The following is a 1,453-nucleotide window of genomic DNA, read 5'->3' on the forward strand; positions in this document are numbered from 1 at the left end:
CAAACAAACAGAGATTAAACTGAAGAGTTTGATCCTGGCTCAGATTGAACGCTGGCGGCATGCCTTACACATGCAAGTCGAACGGCAGCGCGGGGCAACCTGGCGGCGAGTGGCGAACGGGTGAGTAATATATCGGAACGTACCCTGGAGTGGGGGATAACGTAGCGAAAGTTACGCTAATACCGCATACGATCTAAGGATGAAAGTGGGGGATCGCAAGACCTCATGCTCCTGGAGCGGCCGATATCTGATTAGCTAGTTGGTGGGGTAAAGGCCCACCAAGGCATCGATCAGTAGCTGGTCTGAGAGGACGACCAGCCACACTGGAACTGAGACACGGTCCAGACTCCTACGGGAGGCAGCAGTGGGGAATTTTGGACAATGGGCGCAAGCCTGATCCAGCAATGCCGCGTGAGTGAAGAAGGCCTTCGGGTTGTAAAGCTCTTTTGTCAGGGAAGAAACGGTTGTGGCTAATATCCATGGCTAATGACGGTACCTGAAGAATAAGCACCGGCTAACTACGTGCCAGCAGCCGCGGTAATACGTAGGGTGCAAGCGTTAATCGGAATTACTGGGCGTAAAGCGTGCGCAGGCGGTTTTGTAAGTCTGTCGTGAAATCCCCGGGCTCAACCTGGGAATTGCGATGGAGACTGCAAGGCTAGAATCTGGCAGAGGGGGGTAGAATTCCACGTGTAGCAGTGAAATGCGTAGATATGTGGAGGAACACCGATGGCGAAGGCAGCCCCCTGGGTCAAGATTGACGCTCATGCACGAAAGCGTGGGGAGCAAACAGGATTAGATACCCTGGTAGTCCACGCCCTAAACGATGTCTACTAGTTGTCGGGTCTTAATTGACTTGGTAACGCAGCTAACGCGTGAAGTAGACCGCCTGGGGAGTACGGTCGCAAGATTAAAACTCAAAGGAATTGACGGGGACCCGCACAAGCGGTGGATGATGTGGATTAATTCGATGCAACGCGAAAAACCTTACCTACCCTTGACATGGCAGGAATCCCTGAGAGATCGGGGAGTGCTCGAAAGAGAACCTGCACACAGGTGCTGCATGGCTGTCGTCAGCTCGTGTCGTGAGATGTTGGGTTAAGTCCCGCAACGAGCGCAACCCTTGTCATTAGTTGCTACGAAAGAGCACTCTAATGAGACTGCCGGTGACAAACCGGAGGAAGGTGGGGATGACGTCAAGTCCTCATGGCCCTTATGGGTAGGGCTTCACACGTCATACAATGGTACATACAGAGGGCCGCCAACCCGCGAGGGGGAGCTAATCCCAGAAAGTGTATCGTAGTCCGGATTGTAGTCTGCAACTCGACTGCATGAAGTTGGAATCGCTAGTAATCGCGGATCAGCATGTCGCGGTGAATACGTTCCCGGGTCTTGTACACACCGCCCGTCACACCATGGGAGCGGGTTTTACCAGAAGTAGGTAGCTTAACCG

The 1,453-nt window shown here is 53.3% G+C and carries 1 rRNA gene; it reads left to right on the plus strand.

Features of this window, described 5'->3' with window-relative positions:
• Positions 1-16: 16 nt before the first annotated feature.
• Positions 17-1,453, plus strand: a 16S ribosomal RNA gene (locus H3H39_RS27285); the annotation flags it as partial.

The sequence above is a fragment of the Rugamonas apoptosis genome (assembly GCF_014042355.1).
Classification (GTDB): Bacteria; Pseudomonadota; Gammaproteobacteria; order Burkholderiales; family Burkholderiaceae_D; genus Rugamonas; species Rugamonas apoptosis.